The 6713-nt window shown below is 71.0% G+C and carries 6 protein-coding genes; 4 read left to right on the top strand and 2 right to left on the bottom strand.

The annotated features are described in order from the left end of the window. Window positions 1-44 precede the first annotated feature (44 nt). Complete coding sequence (locus ACFWPI_RS34255) at window positions 45-1337, bottom strand: extracellular solute-binding protein (protein WP_063347864.1); 1293 nt, start codon at window positions 1335-1337, stop codon at window positions 45-47. 337 nt (window positions 1338-1674) lie between these two features. On the opposite strand from ACFWPI_RS34255, the gene ACFWPI_RS34250 reads away from it, so the two are divergent. The 4 genes from ACFWPI_RS34250 (at window position 1675) to ACFWPI_RS34235 (ending at window position 5638) form a co-directional block, all read left to right on the top strand. After that, window positions 1675-2466: a GntR family transcriptional regulator gene (locus ACFWPI_RS34250; protein ID WP_244293370.1), complete on the top strand. Its 792-nt coding sequence runs from the start codon at window positions 1675-1677 to the stop codon at window positions 2464-2466. A 351-nt stretch (window positions 2467-2817) separates the two neighbouring features. Continuing rightward, window positions 2818-3084: a DUF3311 domain-containing protein gene (locus tag ACFWPI_RS34245; RefSeq protein ID WP_380379458.1), complete on the top strand. Its 267-nt coding sequence runs from the start codon at window positions 2818-2820 to the stop codon at window positions 3082-3084. Continuing rightward, window positions 3081-4694, top strand: coding sequence for a monocarboxylate uptake permease MctP (gene mctP / locus ACFWPI_RS34240; protein WP_063347866.1), 1614 nt, complete (start codon window positions 3081-3083; stop codon window positions 4692-4694). Before ACFWPI_RS34245 ends, mctP begins: the two co-directional genes overlap by 4 nt. Window positions 4695-4849: 155 nt before the next feature. Continuing rightward, complete coding sequence (locus tag ACFWPI_RS34235) at window positions 4850-5638, top strand: histidine phosphatase family protein (RefSeq protein ID WP_380379455.1); 789 nt, start codon at window positions 4850-4852, stop codon at window positions 5636-5638. 43 nt (window positions 5639-5681) lie between these two features. On the opposite strand, the gene ACFWPI_RS34230 is transcribed toward ACFWPI_RS34235, so the two are convergent. Further along, window positions 5682-6641 (bottom strand): helix-turn-helix domain-containing protein, encoded by a 960-nt coding sequence (locus tag ACFWPI_RS34230; protein ID WP_380379452.1) that lies wholly within the window; start codon window positions 6639-6641, stop codon window positions 5682-5684. Window positions 6642-6713: the final 72 nt, after the last annotated feature.

Below are 6713 nucleotides of genomic sequence, written 5' to 3'. Positions count from 1 at the left end.
CACCGACCCCCCGCCGGGGGTCGGTGAGCGACGCCGCTCGGTGCCTACTGCTTCTGGTTGAGCCGCTTCGCGATCTCGTCGTCGTACTTCTTCGCGGTGGCCGCGTAGTCGCCGCCCTGGAGGGCCGCGGTCAGGAACTCCTTGATCGGGTTCGGCTTGTCCTCGACGCTCGCCCAGTTCGGGGTGATCGGGGTGACCGCGCCGACCGCCGAGGCGGACTGGGCGGCCTTCGCGAAGTCGCCGGTGAGCTGGCTGTTCAGCGCGGCCTTGTTCGGGATGTTGCCGGCGGCGGCGACCGCGCCCTCGTTCTTGTCGTTGAGGGCGATCTTCAGGAAGTCCTTGGCCATGTCGGTGTTCTTGCTCTGCGCACCGATCGCCAGGTTCGAGCCGCCGAGGAAGACGCCGGAGGGCTTGTCAGCGGTCTTGCCCGGGAGCGGGAAGAAGCCGATCTTGTCCTTCGCCATGTCCTTCTCCGCCGGGAGCTCCCAGCCGAGGGCGATCATGGTGCCGACGTTGCCCTTGCCGAAGACGTCCTTCTGCTGCGGGGTGGCCTCGTCCTTGTCCTTCGGACCGGTGGCCGAGTAGCCCTGCAGCTTCTTGTAGGTCTCGAAGGCCTTCTGCGCCTCGGGCGAGGACAGGCCGCCGACCCACTTGTCGCCGTCCTTCTTGGCGATCTTGCCGCCCTCACCGGTGAGCAGGCCGAAGTAGGTGTACCACTCCTGACCCGGCAGGTAGATCGGGTCGGCGACGCCCTCGGTGGCCTTCAGCTTGTCCAGGTCGGCGTAGAACTCGTCCAGGGTCTTCGGCGCGTCGGTCAGCTGGGCCTTGGCCCAGAGGTCCTTGTTGTAGGCGACGACGCGGTTGGAGACCCACCACGGGGCGGCGAACTGCTTGCCGTCCAGCTGGGCGGCCTCGTTCTGGTTGGCGTTCCAACCGTCGCCGCCCAGGGCGGACTTGTCCTTGGTGATGTCGAGCAGGCCGCCCGAGGCCGCGTAGCCGGAGGTCTGGGTGTTGCCGAGCTCGACGACGTCGACCGAGCCCTCGGACAGCGCGGCGGTCACCTTCTGACCGATGCCGTCCCACTCCTGGATCTGGAAGTCGACCTTGGAGCCCGGGTAGGTGGTCTCGAACTCGCTCTTGACCGCGTCGGTCCAGCCCTTCGGGGCGGAGCCGGTCATCAGCCACACCTTCAGCGTCTTGCCGCTGTAGTTCTTGGCGCCCGCCGCGGACGACGAGTTCGAACCGGCGTTGTCCTTGCTCTTGCCGTCCGAGCCACAGGCCGCCAGGCCGACGACCATTGCTGCGACGCCGACCGCCGCGATGAGCTGACGCTTCACGCCATCCTCCTGAGGGATGCCTGGGTTACCCCCGTCGGGCGGCAGCGGCAGACCCACGTAAAGCGGGGGGAAAGGTGCCGCGGACCCCTTCGAGCGGGTGGGGGGATTCATAGTGACCGGCCTAGTGGTGTAGACCAGATGCCTGGAGCTTGGCCTAGACCAATGGGCCTGTCAACGGCTGTTCGACCGATCCGGACCACCCGTTATCAAGCCGACACCGCACATCGTTCATCGCGTGATGAGGTATTCGTTCCGTAGCCATACATGCAACGATGTCACCCGTTAACTATGTGGCGGGGCCCGTAAAGGCCCCGCGAGAAGCGGGAGAACAGGTCCGATGAGCAGCGACGGGGGAACCACCGCCCAGGTCAACGACCCCGAGGTGAAAAACCTCCCGACGCAGGCCGGCGCCGACCCGACCGCGCGCGTCCCCAAGTACTACGGTCTCAAGCGCCACCTGCTCCAGCTGACCGAGACCCAGCCCGCCGGCACCCCGGTCCCGCCCGAGCGCGCGCTGGCCGCCCAGTTCGACACCTCCCGCACCACCGTGCGCCAGGCGCTGCAGGAACTGGTCGTCGAGGGCCGGCTGGAGCGCATCCAGGGCAAGGGCACCTTCGTCGCCAAGCCCAAGGTCGCCCAGGCCCTCCAGCTCACCTCCTACACCGAGGACATGCGGGCCCAGGGCCTGGAGCCCGCCTCGCGGCTGATCGAGATCGGCTACATCACCGCCGACGACCGGCTCGCCCCGCTGCTCGACATCAAGCCCGGCGGCCGGGTGCTGCGGATCGAGCGCCTGCGACTGGCCAACGGCGACCCGATGGCCATCGAGGTCGCCCACCTGTCCGCCAAGCGCTTCCCCGCGCTGCGGCGCAACCTCGCCAAGCACAACTCGCTGTACGCGGCGCTGCGCGAGGTGTACGGGGTCACCGTGGCCGAGGCCGAGGAGACCATCGAGACCACCCTCGCCAACCCGCGCGAGGCCGGCCTGCTCGGCTCCGACCTCGGGCTGCCGATGCTCCAGCTCTCCCGGCACTCCTTCGACGCCGACGGCGACCCGGTGGAGTGGGTCCGCTCGATCTACCGCGGCGACCGCTACAAGTTCATCACCCGGCTCAAGCGCCCGGAGTAGTCCGGGCGGAGCAGTTCGAGCGGAGCAGTTCGAGCGGGGCGCTCCCCCCTCGCACCACGGGCACCGGCGCGCGCGGGTCGCGCGCGCCGGTGCCCGTTCGCGTCACGGGAGGGGCAGTACCGGTCGAATACGACCGGCAGCCGTCCGGATGGCGGGAAGTTGCGCCGACCCCGGTGACATGGATCACTCCATGCCCTAGATTGCGCAGCCGTACTGACTGTCGATCACCGATGGTGCTGCTCGGCGGGTTCGCGGGGGCGTGCGGTGCCCCGCGGGCTGCGGCGCCGACGGGGAGAACCCTCCGGAGCGGAGCCGAAGATGCCGTCTGATCCCGATACCGTCGAACCTGTCATGCCCGAGCCACCCGGGGACCGGGTGCCCGCGGTGACCCCCGAACGGGTGCTGGCCGGGCTCGCCCTGCTCGTGCCGATCGTCGCGATGCTGTGGGTGTCCTCGTACGACAAGACCGACCCGGACGTCGGCGGGGTGCCGTTCTTCTACTGGTACCAACTGCTCTGGGTGCCGGTGTCCGCGGTGTTCACCGTGGCCGCGTACCTGCTGATCAACCGGGACGAGAAGGCCCGCAAGGCGGCGCGGAAGGCCGGTGGCGCGCGATGAGCCACGTCAACGTCACGGCCCTCACCGTCTTCGTGCTGTTCTTCGCCCTGGTCACCGTGATGGGCTTCCTCGCCTCCCGCTGGCGCCGCGCGGACGACGCGGCGCACCTGGACGAGTGGGGCCTGGGCGGCCGCAGCTTCGGGACCTGGGTCACCTGGTTCCTGCTCGGCGGCGACCTCTACACCGCGTACACCTTCGTCGCCGTCCCGGCGGCGGTCTACGCGACCGGTGCGGCGGGCTTCTTCGCGGTGCCGTACACGATCGTCGCCTACCCGCTGGTCTTCCTCTTCCTGCCCCGGCTCTGGTCGGTCTCCCGGGTGCACGGGTACGTCACCCCGGCCGACTTCGTCCGCGGCCGGTACGGCTCGCGGCCGCTCTCCCTGGTCGTCGCGCTGACCGGGATCCTGGCCACCATGCCGTACATCGCGCTCCAACTCGTCGGCATCCAGGCGGTGCTGGACGTGCTGGGCGTCGGCGGCGGCGAGAACGCCAACTGGTTCGTCAAGGACCTGCCGCTGTTCCTCGCCTTCGGCGTGCTGGCCGCGTACACCTACTCCTCCGGGCTGCGCGCCCCGGCGCTGATCGCCTTCGTCAAGGACGCCCTGATCTACATCGTGATCATCGTCGCGGTGATCTACATCCCGATCCGGCTCGGCGGCTACGGGCACATCTTCGACGCGGCCGCGCACAAGTTCAGCGCCCCCAAGTCCCCCGGCTCGCTGACCCTCCCGGGCGACAAGCAGTGGACGTACGCGACGCTGGCGCTGGGCTCGGCGATGGCGCTGTTCATGTACCCGCACTCGGTGACCGGCGTGCTGGCCTCCAAGTCCCGCGGCACGGTGCGCCGCAACATGGCGATCATGCCCGCGTACTCGCTGATGCTGGGCCTGCTGGCGCTGCTCGGCTTCATGGCCATCGCGGCGGGCGTCGGCAAGGGCGACAAGAAGTTCAACGCCCAGCTGTCCGTGCCGCAGCTGTTCGCCGACATGTTCCCGGACTGGTTCACCGGCGTGGCCTTCGCGGCGATCGGGATCGGCGCGCTGGTGCCGGCCGCCATCATGTCGATCGCGGCGGCCAACCTGTTCACCCGCAACGTCTACAAGGAGTGGCTGAAGCCCGCCGCCACCCCTGCGGACGAGACCCGGATCGCCAAGCTGGTCTCGCTGCTGGTGAAGGTCGGCGCGCTGGTCTTCGTGCTCGGCATGGACAAGCAGGCCGCGATCAACCTCCAGCTGCTCGGCGGCCTGTGGATCCTGCAGACCTTCGTGGCGATCGTCGGCGGCCTGTTCACCCGCTGGTTCCACCACTGGGCGCTGTTCGCCGGCTGGGCGGCCGGCATGGCCTACGGCACCTGGAAGGCCTACGGCATCGCGAGCCCCGCCACCAAGCACTTCGGCGGCAACGCGGCCGCTATCCCCGGCATCGGCGAGATCGGCTACATCGGCCTGACCGCCTTCGCGCTCAACCTGATCGTCGCGGTGGCGCTCACCCTGGTGCTGCGCGCCGTCAAGGCGCCCGACGGCCCGGACGAGACCAGGCCCGCCGACTACAGCGCCGAGGCCGGCGACGAGGAGCCGAAGAACGCGCCGGAGCCCGTAGCGGCGCACTGATTCGCGCCGCACGCGCCCTGTGATCGCGCCGCCCTCTCCGTGAACACTGGAGAAGGCGGCGCGATCATATGTATGAACAGCCGCCTTCGCAGGGCACCACCAGACCGGACCGGCGACCGGCCGGCAACTGATCGACCCACGGGGAGCACGCGGCCATGGCAGAACTCGGCACCACCCTCAACGGCCAGCACCAGTCCACCCAGAGCCCGCACCACCTCACCACCCACCGCCCGGCGTCGGCCACCCGGCTGCCGTCCGTGCTGATCGCCACCCGGCACGGCGAGTCCACCGCCAACGTCGAGTTCCAGCTGGCCGAGGCCGCCGGCGCGCTCAGCGTCCCGATCAGCTGCCGGGACGCCGACATCCCGCTGTCGCTGCACGGCCAGCAGCAGGCCCAGGCACTCGGCCGCTGGTGGGCCGCCCTGCCCAGCGCCGACCGCCCGCGCAGCGTCTGGTGCTCGCCGTACGTGCGCACCACCGAGACCGCCCGGATCGCGCTCGCCCAGGCCGCCGGGCTCGGCGCCGTCCCGGTCACCCTCGCCGTGCGCCACGACGAGCGGCTGCGCGACCGCGAGCTGGGCGTCCTGGAGATGCTGACCCGGGCCGCGATCGAGGCCAAGCACCCGGAGGAGTCCGCCCGGCGGCGCAAGATGGGCGAGCTGTACTACCGGCCGCCCGGCGGCGAGTCCTGGGCCGACGTCGCGCTGCGGGTGCGCAGCCTGCTGCGGGACCTCTGCGAGGAGGAGGCCGGGCGGCCCGTCCTGCTGGTCGCGCACGACTGCACGGTGCTGATGCTGCGCTACGTGCTGGAGCGACTCACCGAGGAACGGCTCACCTCGCTCGCGCCCGTGCGCAACTGTTCCACCAGCCTGTGGCGCGCCCAGGACGGGCGGCTGCACCCGGACCGCTGGAACAGCGTCGACCACCTCGCCCTGGAGAACTGACCGCCGGTCACGAGTCCTCGTCCGGTCACGCCTGCTCGTCCGGTCACGCCTCGTCGTCCGGGCCGGCGAAGCAGCGCCGGTAGGCCAGCGGCGTGGTCCCCAGCCGGCGCCCGAAGTGGTGCCGCAGCGCGGCCGCGTTGCCGAAGCCGCAGCGGGCGGCGATCGCGTCCACCGGTTCGGCGGTGGACTCCAGCAGCCGCTGGGCGAGCAGCACCCGCTGCCCGGTCAGCCAGCGGTGCGGCGTGGTGCCGGTCTCCTGCTGGAAGCGGCGGGCGAAGGTGCGCGGGGACATGTGGACCCTGGCGGCCAACTGCTCGACGGTGCAGTCCCGGTCCAGGTGGTGGCGCATCCAGTCGAGCAGCGGCGCCAGCGAGTCGCCGTCGCCGCCGGGCAGCGGGCGGCTCACGAACTGGGCCTGCCCGCCCTCCCGGTGCGGCGCCACCACCATCCGGCGGGCGATCCCCCGGGCCACCTCGGCGCCCTGCGCCTTGCGCACCAGGTGCAGGCAGGCGTCGATGCCGGCGGCCGTCCCGGCCGAGGTGATCACCGGGTCGTCGTCCACGTACAGCACGTCCGGCTCGACGGCGGTCCGCGGGAAGCGCCGGGCCAGGTCCTCGCTGTGCCGCCAGTGGGTGGTGGAGCGGCGGTCGTCCAGCAGCCCGGCGGCGCCGAGCACGAAGGCGCCGCTGCAGATGGACAGCACCCTGCCGCCGTCCGCCACCACCGAGCGCAGCCCCGCCAGCAGCGGCTCCGGGTACTCCGGGCGGATCGTCGTCGCGGTGACCACCACCAGGTCGGCCCCGGCCAGCCGCTCGGGGCCGTGCGGGACGTCCACCGCGAACCCGGAGTGCGTCGTGTGCGGTCCGGGGCGGGCGCCGGCGATCGCGAAGTCGTACCCGGGCAGGCCGTCGGCCGTGCGGTCGAGGCCGAAGACCTCGCAGGCGACACCGAGCTCGAAGGGGTGGATCTCCTCCAGCACCACCGCGACCACGTTCTTCAGCATGCCGCCCAGGATGCCCCGGCCAGCACCGGCGACGGAAGGCCGGGGCAGGCCCGGGTGGCAGTTTTTCGATGA

It is taken from the genome of Kitasatospora sp. NPDC058492 (assembly GCF_042720685.1).
GTDB lineage: Bacteria > Actinomycetota > Actinomycetes > Streptomycetales > Streptomycetaceae > Kitasatospora.
This window is presented reverse-complemented; position numbering and strand designations above follow the sequence as displayed.